This is a genomic window from Pseudomonas sp. GW531-T4 (assembly GCF_017349615.1).
GTDB lineage: Bacteria > Pseudomonadota > Gammaproteobacteria > Pseudomonadales > Pseudomonadaceae > Aquipseudomonas > Aquipseudomonas chlororaphis_I.
This window is the reverse complement of the sequence record NZ_JACMZT010000019.1, coordinates 15,216-30,724: the sequence shown is the minus strand read 5'-3', so window position 1 is coordinate 30,724 and position 15,509 is coordinate 15,216. Positions and strand designations below refer to the sequence as shown.

15 protein-coding genes are annotated in these 15,509 nt (G+C 62.4%); 9 read left to right on the top strand and 6 right to left on the bottom strand.

All coding sequences use genetic code 11. The features are described from left to right. Positions 1 to 119: 119 nt before the first annotated feature. From J4D28_RS16710 to J4D28_RS16690, 5 genes are all read left to right on the top strand, one after another. Positions 120 to 926 carry an alkaline phosphatase family protein gene (locus J4D28_RS16710; protein ID WP_103331208.1) on the top strand — a complete coding sequence of 269 codons (807 nt, stop codon included), beginning with the start codon at positions 120 to 122 and terminating at the stop codon, positions 924 to 926. After that, positions 923 to 1,768: an ABC transporter permease subunit gene (locus tag J4D28_RS16705; protein WP_009050229.1), complete on the top strand. Its 846-nt coding sequence runs from the start codon at positions 923 to 925 to the stop codon at positions 1,766 to 1,768. Before J4D28_RS16710 ends, J4D28_RS16705 begins: the two co-directional genes overlap by 4 nt. Continuing rightward, the gene (locus J4D28_RS16700; RefSeq protein WP_009050230.1) at positions 1,755 to 2,555 is read left to right on the top strand and encodes an ABC transporter permease; all 801 of its coding nucleotides are present in this window, start codon (positions 1,755 to 1,757) and stop codon (positions 2,553 to 2,555) included. Before J4D28_RS16705 ends, J4D28_RS16700 begins: the two co-directional genes overlap by 14 nt. Beyond that, positions 2,552 to 3,541: an ABC transporter ATP-binding protein gene (locus J4D28_RS16695; protein WP_028683109.1), complete on the top strand. Its 990-nt coding sequence runs from the start codon at positions 2,552 to 2,554 to the stop codon at positions 3,539 to 3,541. Before J4D28_RS16700 ends, J4D28_RS16695 begins: the two co-directional genes overlap by 4 nt. A gap of 120 nt (positions 3,542 to 3,661) precedes the next feature. Next, positions 3,662 to 4,315: an HAD family phosphatase gene (locus J4D28_RS16690; RefSeq protein ID WP_009045076.1), complete on the top strand. Its 654-nt coding sequence runs from the start codon at positions 3,662 to 3,664 to the stop codon at positions 4,313 to 4,315. Between the two features lie 112 nt (positions 4,316 to 4,427). On the opposite strand, the gene J4D28_RS16685 is transcribed toward J4D28_RS16690, so the two are convergent. After that, entirely contained in the window at positions 4,428 to 5,390 is a 963-nt protein-coding gene (locus J4D28_RS16685) for a zinc-binding dehydrogenase (protein ID WP_009050232.1), read from the bottom strand. Between the two features lie 138 nt (positions 5,391 to 5,528). Here J4D28_RS16685 and J4D28_RS16680 point away from each other — a divergent pair, with 138 nt between their 5' ends. Continuing rightward, positions 5,529 to 7,613: a carboxy terminal-processing peptidase gene (locus J4D28_RS16680; protein ID WP_177477884.1), complete on the top strand. Its 2,085-nt coding sequence runs from the start codon at positions 5,529 to 5,531 to the stop codon at positions 7,611 to 7,613. 133 nt (positions 7,614 to 7,746) lie between these two features. Then, the gene (locus tag J4D28_RS16675) at positions 7,747 to 9,573 is read left to right on the top strand and encodes a bifunctional diguanylate cyclase/phosphodiesterase (protein WP_009050234.1); all 1,827 of its coding nucleotides are present in this window, start codon (positions 7,747 to 7,749) and stop codon (positions 9,571 to 9,573) included. Here the strand turns inward: J4D28_RS16675 and J4D28_RS16670 are convergent. The 5 genes from J4D28_RS16670 to J4D28_RS16650 all read right to left on the bottom strand — a co-directional run bounded on the left by J4D28_RS16670 (position 9,509) and on the right by J4D28_RS16650 (position 12,216). Next, positions 9,509 to 9,940 (bottom strand): hypothetical protein, encoded by a 432-nt coding sequence (locus tag J4D28_RS16670; RefSeq protein ID WP_038634234.1) that lies wholly within the window; start codon positions 9,938 to 9,940, stop codon positions 9,509 to 9,511. The genes J4D28_RS16675 and J4D28_RS16670 overlap by 65 nt on opposite strands. After that, positions 9,941 to 10,312: a hypothetical protein gene (locus tag J4D28_RS16665; RefSeq protein ID WP_003179080.1), complete on the bottom strand. Its 372-nt coding sequence runs from the start codon at positions 10,310 to 10,312 to the stop codon at positions 9,941 to 9,943. Further along, positions 10,309 to 10,650 (bottom strand): helix-turn-helix domain-containing protein, encoded by a 342-nt coding sequence (locus tag J4D28_RS16660; protein ID WP_028683112.1) that lies wholly within the window; start codon positions 10,648 to 10,650, stop codon positions 10,309 to 10,311. Before J4D28_RS16660 ends, J4D28_RS16665 begins: the two co-directional genes overlap by 4 nt. A gap of 107 nt (positions 10,651 to 10,757) precedes the next feature. Beyond that, the gene (locus J4D28_RS16655; protein WP_007927824.1) at positions 10,758 to 11,213 is read right to left on the bottom strand and encodes a YkvA family protein; all 456 of its coding nucleotides are present in this window, start codon (positions 11,211 to 11,213) and stop codon (positions 10,758 to 10,760) included. Positions 11,214 to 11,502: 289 nt separating this feature from the next. After that, positions 11,503 to 12,216: an FKBP-type peptidyl-prolyl cis-trans isomerase gene (locus J4D28_RS16650; RefSeq protein WP_007927823.1), complete on the bottom strand. Its 714-nt coding sequence runs from the start codon at positions 12,214 to 12,216 to the stop codon at positions 11,503 to 11,505. Positions 12,217 to 12,474: 258 nt separating this feature from the next. Here J4D28_RS16650 and J4D28_RS16645 point away from each other — a divergent pair, with 258 nt between their 5' ends. Both J4D28_RS16645 and J4D28_RS16640 read left to right on the top strand, forming a co-directional pair. Next, positions 12,475 to 14,283: a di-heme-cytochrome C peroxidase gene (locus tag J4D28_RS16645; protein WP_009050236.1), complete on the top strand. Its 1,809-nt coding sequence runs from the start codon at positions 12,475 to 12,477 to the stop codon at positions 14,281 to 14,283. A 28-nt stretch (positions 14,284 to 14,311) separates the two neighbouring features. After that, on the top strand, positions 14,312 to 15,448 hold the full coding sequence (locus tag J4D28_RS16640; RefSeq protein ID WP_009050237.1) for a catalase family protein: 1,137 nt from the start codon (positions 14,312 to 14,314) through the stop codon (positions 15,446 to 15,448). Positions 15,449 to 15,509: the final 61 nt, after the last annotated feature.

Genomic DNA, 15,509 nt, shown 5'->3' with positions numbered 1-15,509 from the left:
TCTGTAGGAGCGAGCTTGCTCGCGATCCAGGCACTGCGGTCTGCCCTGGAACCGCAGAGACGCCATCGCGAGCAAGCTCGCTCCTACAGGCACCTGGTTGTCTTGCGGAGTCCCCCCCCATGCCACACAACGTCATCCTTGTCGTGCTCGACGGCCTCAACCACGAGGTCGCCCGTCATGCCATGGGACACCTTCAGGCCTACGTCGGCGCAGGACGCGCCGCGCTGTACAAGCTGGAATGTGAACTGCCGGCCCTGTCCCGACCGCTCTACGAATGCATCCTGACCGGGGTGCCACCGCTGGACAGCGGCATCGTGCACAACAACGTCTCGCGCCTGTCCAACCAGCGCAGCATTTTCCACTATGCCAGCGCCGCTGGGCTCAGCACCGCCGCCGCGGCCTATCACTGGGTCAGCGAGCTGTACAACCGCTCACCGTTCGAGCCAGCCCGGGACCGGCATACCGACAACAAGAAGCTGCCGATCCAGCACGGGCATTTCTACTGGAACGACCATTACCCCGACTCCCACCTGTTCGCCGATGCCGAGCACCTGCGGCTGCGCCATGCGCCAAACTTTCTGCTGGTGCACCCGATGAACATCGACGATGCCGGGCACAAGCACGGCATCGACAGCCCGCAATACCGCAACAGCGCACGCTCGGCCGACATCATCCTCGCCGACTACCTGCAAGGCTGGCTCGACGCCGGCTACCAGGTGCTGGTGACGGCCGACCACGGCATGAACAACGACCGTTCCCACAACGGCCTGTTACCCGAGGAGCGGGAAGTGCCGCTGTTCGTCCTCGGCGATGCGTTCAGCTTCAGCCCCGTCGCCACCCCGGATCAGACCGAGCTGTGCGGCACCATCTGCGAATTGCTCGGCGCGCCCCACGACAAACCTGTATGCCGGGAGTTGCTGAAGTGAATGCATTCACCCGTGGCAAATGGCTGGCGATCCTGTGCCTCTTGCCCTTTGCCCTGTTCTTCATCGTGTTCCAGATCGCCCCGCTGCTCTGGGTGCTGGTCAACAGCCTGCAATCGGAAGAGTTCGGCTGGGGCCTGGCCAACTTCAACAAGATCTTCAGTTCCAGGTTCTATCTGCAAGCCATCCAATACAGCCTGGAAATCAGCTTCTGGTCGAGCCTGTTCGGTATCGTCATCGCGATTCTCGGCAGCTATTCGCTGCGCCGGGTCGACTCGAAGCTGCGCAACTTCGTCAACGCCTTCGCCAACATGACCAGCAACTTCGCCGGCGTGCCCCTGGCGTTCGCCTTCATCATCCTGCTGGGTTTCAACGGCAGCATCACCATCATGCTCAAACAGGCGGGGATCATTCAGGACTTCAACCTGTACTCCAAGACCGGCCTGATCATCCTTTACACCTACTTCCAGATCCCCCTCGGCGTGCTGCTGCTCTACCCGGCCTTCGACGCCCTGCGCGAAGACTGGCGCGAGTCCGCGGCCTTACTCGGCGCCAGCGGCTGGCAGTTCTGGCGCCACATCGGCCTGCCAGTGCTGACCCCGGCGCTGCTGGGGACCTTCGTCATCCTGCTGGCCAACGCCCTGGGCGCCTATGCCACGGTCTATGCGCTAACTACCGGCAACTTCAACGTGCTGCCGATCCGCATCGCCGCCATGGTTTCCGGCGACATCTCCCTGGACCCGAACATGGCCAGCGCCCTGGCCGTGGTCCTGGTGGCGCTGATGACCCTGGTGACCATCGTCCATCAGTTGCTGTTGAAGAGGAGCTACCATGTCTCGCGCTGAACCCGGCTCCGCCGCCCTCTATCACCGGCTCGTGGTGTACCTGCTGTTCGCCATCCTCCTGCTGCCGCTGGCCGGGACCCTGGTCTACTCCATCGCCAGCAGCTGGTCGGCGACCATCCTGCCCAGCGGCTTTACCTTCAAGTGGTACATCCAGCTGTGGAGCGACCCGCGCTTCCTGCACGCTTTCGGCCAGTCGCTGCTGGTCTGCGTCGGCGCCCTGATCCTGTCGGTGGTGCTGATCCTGCCGCTGCTGTTCGTGGTGCACTACCACTTCCCGCGGCTCGATGCGCTGATGAACATCCTGATCCTGCTGCCGTTCGCGGTGCCGCCGGTGGTGTCCTCGGTGGGCCTGCTGCAACTCTACGGTTCAGGGCCGTTCGCCATGGTTGGCACGCCGTGGATTCTCGTCGGCTGCTACTTCACCGTGGCCCTGCCCTTCATGTACCGGGCGATCACCAACAACCTGCAGGCGATCAACCTGCGCGACCTGATGGACGCTGCCCAGCTGCTGGGCGCCAGCACCTGGCAGGCGGCTTTCCTGGTGGTGCTGCCGAACCTGCGCAAGGGCCTGATGGTGGCCCTGTTGCTGTCGTTCTCGTTCCTGTTCGGCGAATTCGTGTTCGCCAACATCCTGGTGGGCACCCGCTATGAAACCCTGCAGGTCTACCTGAACAACATGCGCAACAGCAGCGGCCACTTCACCAGCGCACTGGTGATTTCCTACTTTTTCTTTGTGCTGGTTCTGACCTGGGCCGCCAACATCTTGAACAAGGACAAAAGCCAATGAGCTTCGTCAGCGTCCAACACCTGCAGAAAAATTACAGTGGCACCCCGGTGTTCAGCGACATCAACTGCGAAATCCACAAGGGCGAATTCGTCACCCTGCTCGGCCCCTCCGGCTGCGGCAAGTCCACCCTGCTGCGCTGCATCGCCGGCCTGACCCCGGTGGACGCCGGCAAGATCCTCCTCGACGGCCACGACATCGTGCCCCTGAGCCCGCAGAAACGCGGGATCGGCATGGTGTTCCAGAGCTATGCGCTGTTCCCCAACATGACCGTGGAACAGAACGTGGCTTTCGGCCTGCGCATGCAGAAGGTCAACGCCGACGAGAGCCACAAGCGCGTGCTCGAAGTCCTGCGCCTGGTGGAGCTGCACGACTTCGCCAGCCGTTATCCCCATCAACTGTCCGGGGGCCAGTGCCAGCGCGTAGCCCTGGCCCGCTCGCTGGTGACCCGCCCGCGCCTGTTGCTGCTGGACGAGCCGCTGTCGGCGCTGGACGCACGGATCCGCAAGCACCTGCGCGAGCAGATCCGGCAGATCCAGCGCGAACTGGGGCTGACCACGATTTTCGTCACCCACGACCAGGAAGAAGCCCTGACCATGTCCGACCGCATCTTCCTGATGAACCAGGGCAAGATCGTCCAGAGCGGCGACGCCGAGACGCTCTACACCGCCCCGGTGGATGTGTTCGCCGCAGGCTTCATCGGCAACTACAACCTGCTGGATGCAGAAAGCGCCAGCAAGCTGTTGCAGCGGCCGATCAACGGGCGTATCGCAATTCGCCCCGAGGCCATCGAACTGCGCAAGGACGGCGAACCCGACGCGCAGATCCGCAGCCACAGCCTGCTGGGCAACGTGATCCGCTACCGGGTCGAGGCCCGTGGCGTGGAGCTGGTGGTGGATGTATTGAACCGCTCACCGGAAGATCTGCACCCCGACGGTCAACGCCTGGCCCTTTCCATCGATCCCGCGGCCCTCTGTGAGGTAGCTTGACGGCAGCGATAAGCTTCAAGCAGCGAGCTTCAAGTTATAGATAGACTGCTAAGCACCTAAAACCAATTCTTGCAGCTTGAAGCTTATAGCTTGAAGCTGTTCTCGGAGAGAACTGCACTAATGGCCCTGGCAATTTTTGATCTGGACGAGACCCTGATCCACGGCGACTGCGCCACCCTCTGGAGCGAACAGATGGGGCGCCTGGGCTGGGTCGACAGCGAGTCTTTCATGCGCCGCAACAATGAACTGATGGACGCCTACAGCCACGGCAAGCTGGCCATGGAGGAGTTCATGGCCTTCAGCCTGGAGCCGATGGCCGGCCGCACCCCGGAAGAGGTCGGGCACCTGGTCGGCCCCTGGGTCGAGGACGTGATCGAGCCGATCATTTTCAGCGACGCCTGCAAGGCCATCGCCGCACACCGCAAGGCCGGCGACCGGATCCTGGTGATCTCGGCCTCGGGCACTCATCTGGTCCAGCCCATCGCCGAACGCCTGGGCATCGATGAAGTCCTGGGGATCGAGCTGGAGGTGCTGCACGGGGTCTACAGCGGTAATACCCTGGGCACCCTGACCTACCGCGAAGGCAAGGTCACCCGCCTGCTGGAATGGCTGGATGCCGAAGAAGAAAACCTCGAGGGCGCGAGCTTCTATTCCGATTCGCGCAACGATTTGCCGTTGCTGCTGAAGGTCGATTACCCGCACGTGGTCAACCCGGACCCGGTGCTGCGCGAACACGCGGAAAAGGCCGGCTGGCCGATTCACCAGTGGAAATAAGCGCCACTGTAAGCCGCTGCCGCAGGCTGCGATAAGCCCGAAGGGCTTCAGCGATCTTCAGATCTTGCGCCCACGTTGTGGGCGATCGCAGCCTGCGGCAGCGGCTACAGGATCAGACCAACGTTTCGTCGATCAGCAGCACCAGCTTGCCCGACACCTGGTTGGTCGCCAGCTCGGCAAAGGCCGCCTCGGCGTCCTTGATCGGGAAGGTCATGGCCAGTTGCGGGCTCAAACGTCCTTCGGCGAACAGCGGCCACACATGCTGGCTGAGGTCGCTGAACAGATCGGCCTTGAACTGTTCGTTGCGGCTGCGCAGGGTCGAGCCCAGCAACTGGATGCGCTTGCCGAGGATCTGCGCCAGGTCCAGTTGGGCCTCGCGCCCGCCCATCAGCCCGATCAGCACCCAGCGCCCGTCCAGGGCCAGCAGCTTGACGTTGTGCGCCGCATAGTTGGCGCCGACCGGATCCAGGATCACATCGAACGGCCCGAAATCCCGCAGCCCTTCCAGGCCATCGGTGCGCACCACGCCGCCCTGGGCGCCCAGCGCTTCACAGTAGGCCAGGCGGTCGGCGGAACCGACGCTGACCCAGCATGGGTTGCCAAACGCCTTGCACAACTGGATCGCGGCCGAACCGACGCCGCTGGCGCCAGCGTGCAGCAAGACCTTTTCCCCCGGCTTGAGGGCCGCCAGCTGGAACAGGTTCAGCCAGGCGGTGCTGTACACCTCCGGCAGCGCCGCCGCTTCCGCCAGGGACAGTCCTTCCGGCACCGGCAGGACATGACGGGCATCGACCACCACTTCCTCAGCCATGCCGCCCCCGGCCAGCAGCGCGCAGACCCGATCGCCGACCTGCCACGCCGAACCCGGCCCGACCTCGCTGATCACGCCCGAGCACTCCAGGCCCAGCACCTTGCTGGCGCCCGGTGGCGGCGGATAGAGCCCGGCCCGTTGCAACAGGTCGGCCCGGTTCAACCCTGCGGCCGCCACGCGGATTCGCACTTGTCCTACGTCGCACGTCGGACTTGGCTCTTCAACCCACTCCACATGACCTTCAACGCCTTGCAATGCTTTCACAGTGCCTCCATAGTGAGTCTGGACTGAGCCCGGAGCTGTAGCACCGGGCTTTTTGCATTATGCGACCGGCCCTTGTGGAACCGGCGACTTCAAAGACGGCCTAATATGCGTTATCAATTGCCCCCGCGTCGAATCAGCATGAAGCATTTGTTCCCCAGCACCGCCCTCGCTCTTTTCATTGGTCTCGGTCTGCTGCCGATGTCGACCAATACGTTCGCAGCCAATAGCTGGGACAAACTTCAGCCGGATCGCGACGAGGTAATTGCCAGCCTCAATGTCGTCGAGCTGCTCAAGCGTCATCACTACAGCAAGCCACCGCTGGACGACGCGCGCTCGGCGATCATCTATGACAGCTACCTGAAGCTGCTGGACCCGTCGCGCAGCTACTTCATGGCCAGTGACATCGCGGAATTCGACAAGTGGAAAACCCAGTTCGACGACTTCCTGAAAAGCGGTGACCTGAACGCCGGCTTCATCATCTACAAGCGCTACCTGGACCGCGTCAAGGCGCGTCTGGACTTCGCCCTGGTCGAGCTGGGCAAAGGCGTCGACAAATTCGACTTCACTACCAAGGAATCCTTGCTGATCGATCGCAAGGACGCGCCTTGGCTCAAGACCACCGCGGAACTCGACGACCTGTGGCGCAAGCGCGTCAAGGACGAAGTCCTGCGCATGAAGATCGCTGGCAAGGAACCCAAGCAGATTCAGGAAACGCTGACCAAGCGCTACAAGAATCAGCTCGCCCGCCTGGACCAGACCCGCGCCGAAGATATCTTCCAGGCGTACATCAACACCTTCGCCATGTCCTACGACCCGCACACCAACTATCTGTCGCCGGATAACGCGGAGAACTTCGACATCAACATGAGCCTGTCGCTGGAAGGCATCGGCGCCGTATTGCAGAGCGACAACGACCAGGTCAAGGTCGTGCGCCTGGTGCCGGCCGGCCCGGCGGACAAGACCAAGCAGGTGGCTCCGGCGGACAAGATCATCGGCGTGGCCCAGGGCGACAAGGAAATGGTCGACGTGGTCGGCTGGCGCCTGGACGAAGTGGTCAAGCTGATCCGCGGTCCGAAAGGCTCGGTGGTGCGCCTGGAAATCATCCCGGCGAGCAACGCGCCGAACGACCAGACCAGCAAGATCGTCTCCATCACCCGCGAAGCGGTGAAGCTGGAGGAGCAGGCGGCGAAGAAGTCGATCCTCAACCTCAAGCAGGATGGCAAGGACTACAAGCTCGGGGTCATCGAGATCCCGGCCTTCTACCTGGACTTCAAGGCCTTCCGTGCCGGCGATCCGGACTACAAGAGCACCACCCGTGACGTGAAGAAGCTGCTGACCGAGTTGCAGAAAGACAAGGTCGACGGCGTGGTCATTGACCTGCGCAACAACGGCGGCGGCTCCCTGCAGGAAGCCACCGAGCTGACCAGCCTGTTCATCGACAAGGGCCCTACCGTGCTGGTGCGTAACGCCGACGGCCGGGTCGACGTGCTCGAAGACGAAAACCCTGGTGCCTTCTACAAAGGGCCGATGGCGCTGCTGGTCAACCGTCTCTCGGCTTCGGCCTCGGAGATTTTCGCCGGTGCGATGCAGGACTATCACCGTGCGCTGATCATCGGTGGCCAGACCTTCGGCAAAGGCACCGTGCAGACCATCCAGCCGCTCAACCATGGCGAGCTGAAACTGACCCTGGCCAAGTTCTACCGGGTTTCCGGGCAGAGCACCCAGCATCAGGGCGTGCTGCCGGACATCGATTACCCGTCGATCATCGACACCAAGGAAATCGGCGAAAGCGCCCTGCCCGAAGCCATGCCGTGGGACACCATTCGCCCGGCCATCAAGCCGGCGGTGGATCCGTTCAAGCCATTCCTCGCGCAGCTGAAATCCGAGCATGACGTGCGCTCGGCCAAGGACGCCGAATTCGTCTTCATCCGCGACAAGCTGGCCCTGGCCAAGAAGCTGATGGCGGAAAAAACCGTCAGCCTCAACGAAGCCGAGCGTCGGGCGCAGCATGCCGACATCGAGGCCAAGCAGCTGACGCTGGAAAACATCCGCCGCAAGGCCAAGGGTGAAGAGCCGCTCAAGGAGTTGAAGAAAGAAGACGAAGACGCCATCGCGGCCGCCGATCCGGACAAGACCAAGCCGGAAGACGATGCTTACCTGAGCGAAACCGGGCGAATCCTCCTCGATTACCTGAAGCTCAACACCGCGGTAGCCAAGCACTGAGATGATGGCAATTTAATGCTGACGCTCCTCGGAGCGTCATCAAACAGTCATCATTCTGTCGTGAAATAAAGGACCGGGCGCTGCTCTTGAATCAAGGGCACGCCCGGTCCTTTTTTTATCGACAGAGATCGCCATGACCACGACCGAACAGCTGAGTGCCTTGAGCTCAATCCTGGCTCAAAGCGGTTTGCACAGTCTGTTCCAGCCGATCATCTGTCTCTCCGAGCGGCGCATTCTCGGCTACGAAGCCTTGACCCGCGGCCCGTCCAACAGCCCGCTGCACTCCCCTGTCGCCCTGTTTGCCGTGGCCCGCCAGGTCGGACGCCTCAGCGAGTTGGAAATCGCCTGCCGCCAGAGCGCCTGCAAGGGCTTCAGCGAGCAGCGGTTGCCCGGCAAGCTGTTTCTCAACGTCTCTCCGGAATCGCTGCTGGAAGCCGCCCACCAGCCAGGGCGCACCCTGCAATTGCTGCAGGACTTCGGTATCCCGCCGAGCCAGGTGGTGATCGAACTCACCGAACAGACGCCGATCGATGACTTCCAGCTGCTGCACGATGCGCTGCATCACTATCGGGACATGGGGTTCTCGATCGCGCTGGACGACCTCGGCGCCGGTTATTCGAGCCTGCGCCTGTGGTCCGAGCTGCGCCCGGACTACGTGAAGATCGACCGGCACTTTATCGACGGCATTCACCAGGATGCCCTCAAGCGCGAGTTCGTCGGTTCGATCCTGCAAATTGCCAAGGCCTCCCGCGCCCAGGTGATCGCCGAGGGCATCGAAGTGGCGGAAGAGCTGGCGGTGCTCACGGAAATGGGCGTGGACCTGCTGCAGGGTTACCTGCTCTGCCGTCCCCAGGAGCACCCGCCCCGCGATGGCCGCAACCTGCTGCCCAAGCGCGAAAGCACTCCCGCGACGCTCAACGACGAAGGCAGCGACCTCAGTGCCCTGCTCAACGAACAACCAGCGGTAGCACGCGACATACCGACGGCCACGGTGCTGGAAGCCTTCCGCCGCCAGGCCAACCTCAATTCGCTGGCGGTGCTCGATGAACAGGGCCAGCCCTGCGGCATCGTGCACCGCCATTCGTTGTCCGACGCCCTGCTCAAGCCCTTCGCCACCGACCTGTTTGCCCGCAAGCCCATCAGCCGCCTGATGAACGACGACTTCCTCGCGGTGGAGCTCAGCCAGTCGCTGCAACAGGTCAGCCGCCTGATCACCAGCCGCGCGCGGCAACGGATCGAGGAGGATTTCATCATCACCCTCAACGGCGGCTACCTGGGCCTGGGACGGGTGATCGATGTGCTCAAGCTGATAACCGAACTGAAAATCCAGCAGGCGCGTTATGCCAACCCGTTGACCCTGCTGCCTGGCAACGTGCCGATCCAGCAGTGCCTGACCCACCTGCTGCAACAAGGGCGGGAATCACTGATCTGTTACGTGGATATCGACAGCTTCAAGCCCTTCAACGATATCTATGGCTACGGCCGTGGCGATGAAGTGCTGCTGTGTCTGGCGCAGTGCCTGAATGACCGGGTGGACCCCAGCCGCGATTTCGTCGGCCATATCGGCGGCGACGACTTTCTCCTGGTATTGGGCCCCGAGGACTGGCAAAAGCGCCTGAACCAGCTGCTGGACGATTTCCACAGCCAGTGCCGGCGCTTCTATCGCAGCGAACACCTGGAAGCCGGCTGCTTCATCGCCCCGAACCGCCAGGGCATTCGCCAGGAGTTCGCCTTGCTGTCACTGTCCATTGGCGTGGTGCATCTGTATCCACAGGCCTGTGGACAACTCGATGCCAGCCAGCTGGCCGAACTGGCCTCGCAAGCCAAGCACCACGCCAAGAACGTGCCGGGCTACAGCATTCATGTGATCGACAGCCGCCAGGTGGCCGGCGGCTTTACGGCTGGCGCGGACCGGCTAGCGGATCCGGCGTACTCGACGGATTCAGCTGCGCCAGCTTGACCTCGGCCAAGGGGTGCCCGGCCTTCGCCGCCAGGGTCCACCAACGGGCCGCTTCTGCCGCATCCGCCGCCTTGCTGGGTGAACCGGCCAGGCTGATGACGCCCATCTGATAGGCCGCCTTGGCGTCCCCGGCCAAGCCGGCAAGACGCAACAGGCGTATGCCTTCTTCACGGGCCCCCAGGCCCTGGCCACGAAAGGTCAGGATATGGCCATAAAAGCTCTGCGCACCGACGTCCCCCAGGTTCGCCATGCGCGCCAGTTGCCCCTCCAGCCAGTGCCAGCCCCGGGGTTGACGCACAAACCAGGGCCAATGAAACAACCGGCGGGCCAGCCAGTAGCCGGCCCGCGCCTTGAGGCGCCAGTACACTCAGGCCTCCGCCGACTCAGGGTATTCGTACTCGAATACACGAACCACTTCCGAGGCATGCCATGAGGCGGCCGCCACCCCGTCGGAAGGCCCGGAAAAACGCCCGAGGCGCTCCACACACTCGAAAAAACCGGTGCGCGGCAAACGGCTCGCCCCCTGGCTGATCACCAGCGAACTGCGCAACGGCTGCTCCGCACGCGCATCCAGCGCGGCCAGATGCTCGAGGGCCGCTGTCAGGGTCTGCATGGCGGGACTGGGTAGCTGCAAGCGCTCAAGCAGAGCGCGATAGGTCAAAAGATGGCGTTGCCGACGGGCCTGGTCGAGTTCCCCCAACAGGCCATCCCAATGTTGACGACTGATCCTTACGCTCACGATTCATCCCTCCAACCCGGAACCGTCAATTCCCAGGCCAGGCTACGGCGTATAGCGGCGTCCGGTTGACGCTCACCGCTTTCAATCATGGCCAGATATGACGGACTGATACCTACCGTACGGGCAAGCGCCTCGATGGCGATGCCCTTGGTTTCACGCAAACTGCGGAGTTGATCCAGACCCGGAAGTGGCTGGTCGGCTGCGGTCGCGACAGGTCCCCTGGCCTCTCGCGGAGATTGATCGGTGATACCTGCGGCCTTTAGCAAAGCCTGATACTGAGCCCATGGCAGCACCGCATACTCGGGCTCGCCATCGCGTGCAATTATCTGAATATCCATTACTACCCCGTAGGACGACACATAACGAGTCGGACTTTTCCTTATGAAGTGTAATCCTAACAGTCACTAAGGTCGCGGGGGCATCGTTGTATGGATCCGAATTCACCTCAGTTTTTCTTCGGACCTTCCAATTGCAGTTGTTCCGGGGTGTCGGGCAAACGCTCGACCACCGCCAGCTTCTCCGGTTGCTGGCGATTGCGCCAGGCGCGGAAGGCGCTGAGTTCGCCGTCCAGGGTTTTCATGATCCAGGCCAGCACAGCGATATCATCGAGCATGCCGAACATGGGCAGGAAGTCCGGGATGGCATCCAGCGGACTGAGGAAGTACATCAGGCCCGCGACCACCGACAGCAGCGCCTTGGGGCTGATGGCGCGGTACTCGCCACGCCAGTAAGCCAGGCACAGGGCCTGCAGCAGGCGCAGATCGTCCTTGAGCTTGCCGAGACGGCCGCCTTGCAAGGCGCCTTTGCTGGCCACGGCGAACAACAGGGTCGGCAGCCGGCCACGGCTGAGCAAGCGGCCGGCCAGGGGCAGGAAGCGGGCGAAATTCCAGGGTGCTTTCATCGTCACTCCCACTGAAATGTTATCCACACAAATTGTGGATAACCTTGTGAACAGAGCCGCTTTTCACAGCTGAAAGCCCCGTTTTACAAGGGCTCGGCTCAGATCGGGCGTTTTTTACTCACATAAAAAAACCCATAATTTCATTGACTTGGCAGCTTCATGCGGCTAGCCGCAGCGCGTCTTGTTAAGACTATGCCTTATGCCGTGGGTTCGCATTTTTTCCCGGACCAACGACCAGATACGACAACGCCCCGTAAGGACGGGGCGTTGTCATTGAACCAGACGAAGATTACTTGGCGTCGTCTTGTTTCGCTGGATCCTTGATACCCAGCAGTTCCAGCTCGAACACCAGCACTGAGTTGGCCGGAATGGCCGGGCTCGGGCTCTGTGCGCCGTAGGCCAGATCGCTCGGGATGTACAGTTTGTACTTCTCGCCGACGTGCATCAGTTGCAGGCCTTCGACCCAGCCCGGAATCACGCCGCTGACCGGCAGATCGATCGGGCTGCCGCGCTCGACCGAGCTGTCGAACACAGTGCCGTTGGTCAGGGTGCCGGTGTAGTGAACAGTCACCACGTCGGTCGGCTTAGGCTGGGCGCCATCGGCCTTCTTCAGCACTTCGTACTGCAGGCCCGAGGCGGTAGTGGTCACGCCAGCCTTCTTGCCGTTTTCTTCGAGGAATTTCTTGCCGGCTGCTGCCGACTCTTCGCTGATCTTGGCCATGCGCTCTTCAGCACGCTTTTGCAGCGCGGCGAAGGCTTCGACCAGTTCGTCGTCTTTCAGCTTCTGTTCTTTCTTGCCGATGGCATCTTCGATGCCCTGGGCTACCGCTTTGGAATCCAGGTCATCCATACCTTCCTGGGCAAGGCTTTTACCCATGTTCAGGCCGATACCATAGGAAGCTTTCTGCGCCGGGGTTTTCAGCTCCACGCTGGTCTGCGAGTCACAACCCGCGAGTACCAGGCTAACCAGGGCTACCGCCGCCGCTAACCGATGCTGTTTCATGCTATTTCCTTGTTCATGCGCCTAAAGGGCATTCGAGTAAAGCCGCGAGCTTATCAGGCGGCCACGACCAATGGCTACCGGCATGAGAGCCGGATTAGTCCGATAAGTTCACGTGTTTAAAAGCATTTCGCCAGCCAATACTACGAGTGCGGGAAAGAACGCCTCGAACACAAAGTCATGACACCGGACGTAATGGCCACTTGCCCGGCAGTTTGCCCTGAGGCATAAGAGAGCCACAACTCGACAAGGATGTTTATCTTGCGCCTCTTATCCCGTGTTTTGCTGCTGATCCTCGCCCTGATCGGCGTCGCCCTGGCCGTGGTCCTGTATTACGCGGCCAATCCGAAATTGCCCGACTATGTGCCCGCCCGGCAGGTGCATTATCAGGATCAATGGAGCGCCGCCGACCGCCAGACCTATTACTTCACGCCCCAGGGCACTCAGGTGAAAGGCTTGCGCTATGAGTGGTTCGCCGCCCTGGAACTGCCCTTCTCCACGCAACGCTTCGCCGCCCCGCAGTACCTGGCCCGCTTCGGCTTCCTGGTGGATCCGGCGCAGCAGGCCAGCGCCGATAACCCGGCGAACCTGCCGGTCGGCTTCACCCGTCATCAGAACCCTGGCAGTCCACAACAGTACCTGGACATCACCTGCGCCGCCTGCCACACCGGCGAGCTGCGCTACAACCAGCAGGCCCTGCGGATCGACGGCGGGTCGGCGCAGCATGTACTGCCCTCCAGCGTGCCGACCCTGCGCGGCGGCAGCTTCGGCCAGGCACTGGTCGCCAGCCTGGCGTCGACCTATTACAACCCGTGGAAATTCGAGCGGTTCGCCCGCAACGTGCTGGGCCAGAACTACGACGCCGAGCATGAACAACTGCGCAAGGACTTCAAGGCATCGCTGGACACCTTCCTGCGCGTCGCCTGGAACGACACGCATCGTGGCCTCTACCCCACCGAAGAAGGCCCCGGGCGTACCGATGCCTTTGGCCGGATCGCCAACGCCAGCTTCGGCGACGCCATCTCCCCCGACAACTATCGGGTAGCCAACGCGCCGGTGGATTACCCCCAGCTGTGGGACATCTGGAGCTTCGACTGGGTGCAGTGGAACGGCTCGGCCCAGCAACCCATGGCCCGCAATATCGGCGAGGCTCTGGGCGTCGGCGCCACCCTGAATTTCTTCGATGCCCAGGGCCAGCCGCTCAAGGGCGATGCCCGCTACCCGTCGAGCGTTCGGGTGCGCGACCTCAATCGCATCGAAGAAACCCTGCAACGGCTGAAACCGCCGACCTGGCCGGAAGGCCTGTTCGGCAGCATCGACAAGCCGCTGGCGGCCAAGGGGCGAGCACTGTTCGCGGAAAACTGCGCGGGTTGCCATGTCCCGTCGGTCACCGAAGTCAACGGGCGTCCGGTGCAGCAGCTGAAGATGTTGCCGGTTGCGGTGATCGGTACCGACCCCAATACCGCCAACAATATTGCCGACCAGCGCTATGACCTGAGCGCGCTGCAATGGGATGCCGCCGAGCTGGCCCAGTCGAATGTCGAGTTGCACCCAACGCCCGACGAGCCGCTGGACATGCGTCAGCTGTCCGTGGCCAAGGGCCTGGCCTATGTCACGGCCTTCGTCGAAGAACGTGCCTACCGGGACGCCCAGGTGACCCCGGCCGAACGCCCGCGGCTCGACGGCTACGGCCTGCCGATCGGCGTTCGCGAACTGCGGGCCTACAAGGCCGGGCCGCTGGCTGGCGTGTGGGCCACCCCGCCCTTCCTGCACAACGGTTCGGTGCCCAGCCTGTACCAGTTGCTCTCGCCTCAGGACGAACGCGCCAGCACCTTCTATAAAGGCACCTTCGAATACGATCCAAAGCACCTGGGCTACCGTACCGAACCGTTCAAGAACGGCTTCCTGTTCGATACGCGGATCAGTGGCAACCACAACGGTGGACATGAGTTCCGCTCGGGCAAGCGTGGCGACGGGGTGATCGGCCGCCTGCTGCAACCCGAGGAACGCTGGGCGCTGCTGGAATACCTGAAAGTGCTGGGCGGGCCGCTGGAGGCGCAGCTGCCATGACCCTGGCCCTCATCGAAAGGATGCTTTCATGCTGATCACCTTATGGCTGCGCATCGGTGCGCTGCTGCTCAAGACACTTGTGCTGCTGGTGCTGATCGCGTTGCTCGGCTGGGCGCTGAGTAGCGCCTGGTCGATCTGGCGCTACCAGGGGCCGGTCTCGACCGAAGAACAGGTCCCGCCCGGCGAAGCCGCCATGACCCAGGACATCATCCAGACCGCCGTGCGCATCGTCGATCAGCACCGGGATAACACCCGTTACCTGCGCGACGCCCACGCCAAGGCCCACGGCTGCGTAAAGGCCGAGGTCCAGGTGCTCGAGCAACTGACGCCGCCGTTGCGCCAGGGCGTGTTCGCCGAACCCGGCAAGACCTGGCAAGCCATGGTACGGCTGTCCAACGGCAATGCTTATCCACAGTTCGACAGCATTCGTGATGCGCGCGGGATGGCGATCAAATTGTTGAATGTGCCCGGCACCCAGCTATTGAAGGAGCAACAGGGCCGTGGCGAGCAGGATTTCGTGATGTTCAACCATCCGAACTTCTTCGTCAGCGATGTCGCCGAGTATCGGCAGAATGTCGCCGCGCAGGCGGACGGAAAAAAGGTCGGAGCCTTTTTCCCCGGCTGGGACCCACGCACCTGGCAGGTTCGTCATCTGTTCATCGCCTTGGCCACCCTGTCGCCGCCCCCGGCCAGCCCGACGCAAACCCGCTATTTTTCGGTTTCGCCCTACAAGTTCGGCGGCGCCAACGCCAAGTTCCGCGTCGCACCGGATCCGGACAGCTGCCCGGCGTACAACCTGCCCCCACAGAACCAGGCCCTGCCCAACTTTCTGCGCAACGCCCTGAACCAGCAGCTGTCGACCGACCGGGTGCCGGCCTGCCTGGTATTGCAGGTGCAACGCCAGGACCCGGGCCACTACATGCCCATCGAAGACACCAGCATCGAATGGCGAGAAAGCGATGCGCCCTTCGAAACCGTGGCACGGATCAGGATTCCCGCCCAGGACTTCGATACCCCGCAGCAGAACCTGCAATGCGACAACCTGTCCTTCAACCCCTGGTTCGGCCTGGAGGCGCACCGCCCTATCGGCGGCATCAACCGCCTGCGCAAGGCGGTGTACGAAGCGGTCAGCGACTACCGGCACAGCCGCAACGCCGAGCAGTGAGCCACAAACGAAAAAAGCGGCCCGCAGGCCGCTTTTTTTGGGGAGTATTTGCATACCCCAG

Excerpts from the sequence above, each read along its gene's own strand:
- J4D28_RS16640 (WP_009050237.1), top strand. The coding sequence starts at position 14,312 with ATGCTGATCACCTTATGGCTGCGCATCGGTGCGCTGCTGCTCAAGACA.
- J4D28_RS16680 (WP_177477884.1), top strand. The coding sequence starts at position 5,529 with ATGAAGCATTTGTTCCCCAGCACCGCCCTCGCTCTTTTCATTGGTCTC.
- J4D28_RS16700 (WP_009050230.1), top strand. The coding sequence starts at position 1,755 with ATGTCTCGCGCTGAACCCGGCTCCGCCGCCCTCTATCACCGGCTCGTG.
- J4D28_RS16655 (WP_007927824.1), bottom strand. The coding sequence starts at position 11,213 with ATGAAAGCACCCTGGAATTTCGCCCGCTTCCTGCCCCTGGCCGGCCGC.
- J4D28_RS16690 (WP_009045076.1), top strand. The coding sequence starts at position 3,662 with ATGGCCCTGGCAATTTTTGATCTGGACGAGACCCTGATCCACGGCGAC.
- J4D28_RS16675 (WP_009050234.1), top strand. The coding sequence starts at position 7,747 with ATGACCACGACCGAACAGCTGAGTGCCTTGAGCTCAATCCTGGCTCAA.
- J4D28_RS16695 (WP_028683109.1), top strand. The coding sequence starts at position 2,552 with ATGAGCTTCGTCAGCGTCCAACACCTGCAGAAAAATTACAGTGGCACC.
- J4D28_RS16710 (WP_103331208.1), top strand. The coding sequence starts at position 120 with ATGCCACACAACGTCATCCTTGTCGTGCTCGACGGCCTCAACCACGAG.
- J4D28_RS16660 (WP_028683112.1), bottom strand. The coding sequence starts at position 10,650 with ATGGATATTCAGATAATTGCACGCGATGGCGAGCCCGAGTATGCGGTG.
- J4D28_RS16650 (WP_007927823.1), bottom strand. The coding sequence starts at position 12,216 with ATGAAACAGCATCGGTTAGCGGCGGCGGTAGCCCTGGTTAGCCTGGTA.